This window comes from Actinoplanes sp. ATCC 53533 (assembly GCF_003947245.1).
Genome location: NZ_QHHV01000589.1, coordinates 1 through 798, shown reverse-complemented (window position 1 = coordinate 798; position 798 = coordinate 1). Strand labels below are relative to the sequence as shown.

At 66.7% G+C, this 798-nt stretch carries 1 protein-coding gene; it reads left to right on the top strand.

Features of this window, described 5'->3' with window-relative positions; genetic code table 11:
- Window positions 1-411, top strand: a 411-nt coding sequence (locus tag DMB66_RS62260) for a hypothetical protein (RefSeq protein ID WP_199753324.1), incomplete at its 5' end; no start/stop codon positions are given.
- Window positions 412-798 lie beyond the last annotated feature (387 nt).

The window sequence follows — 798 nt, the reverse complement described above, 5'->3', positions numbered from 1 at the left end:
GCCGCCGGGCACACCGCTCGGCAGATCGCCGACGCGCTCAACGCCGATGGGCTGCGCCCACCCAAACGCACCAACCGCTTCGGCGTTGAGCAGGTCCGCACCATCCTGCACCAACGCGGCATCCGCACCCAGCACCACAACACCCCCGTGACGGTCTTGGCGGAGCACGAATGGTCGGTCGCCGGGCTGGCCGCGGCTCTGCGCATGCCGACCGCGACGGCCTACACCTGGATCTACCGGGGATGGGTCACCGCCCACCGCGCCAGCGACGACAAACACTGGATCATCACCGCCGACCCCACCGAACTCGACCGACTGCGCCAACTGCGAGACCGGCCCCCCGGCTACCACCAGCACCGACGCTGGAACCCACCCAATCCGCCCGAACCATCCCAAGGAGACCAAGAATGAAAGAACACCCGGACTTGACCTGCACCACGGGTGGCTCATCTCCACGGCGTGACGCAGGCGGTATATCTGCCGGCGCCCGTGATCTTTGACGTAGTCGACGCTGTTGGTGAGGAGGCCGAGTTCCATCCGCCGTGAGCGGTCGAAGAGAGCCTCGATGGCCTTGACAATCGCCTGCAGAACGTCGCCCTCGGTCGCACTCTCGCGCATGTCGCAGTCTCCCCGCTCGGGTGGTCCTACGCCGGCCTACTCGGTACGGGTGACCAACCGCGCACACGAATGAGACCAAGACTGAGACCACAAGATCCTTGGCTGGGTCCGCCCTGCCCCCAGACAGCAAAACGCCCACCGGCGTTTCCGCAGGTGGGCGGTGCTCAAAGCCCGGCGAGA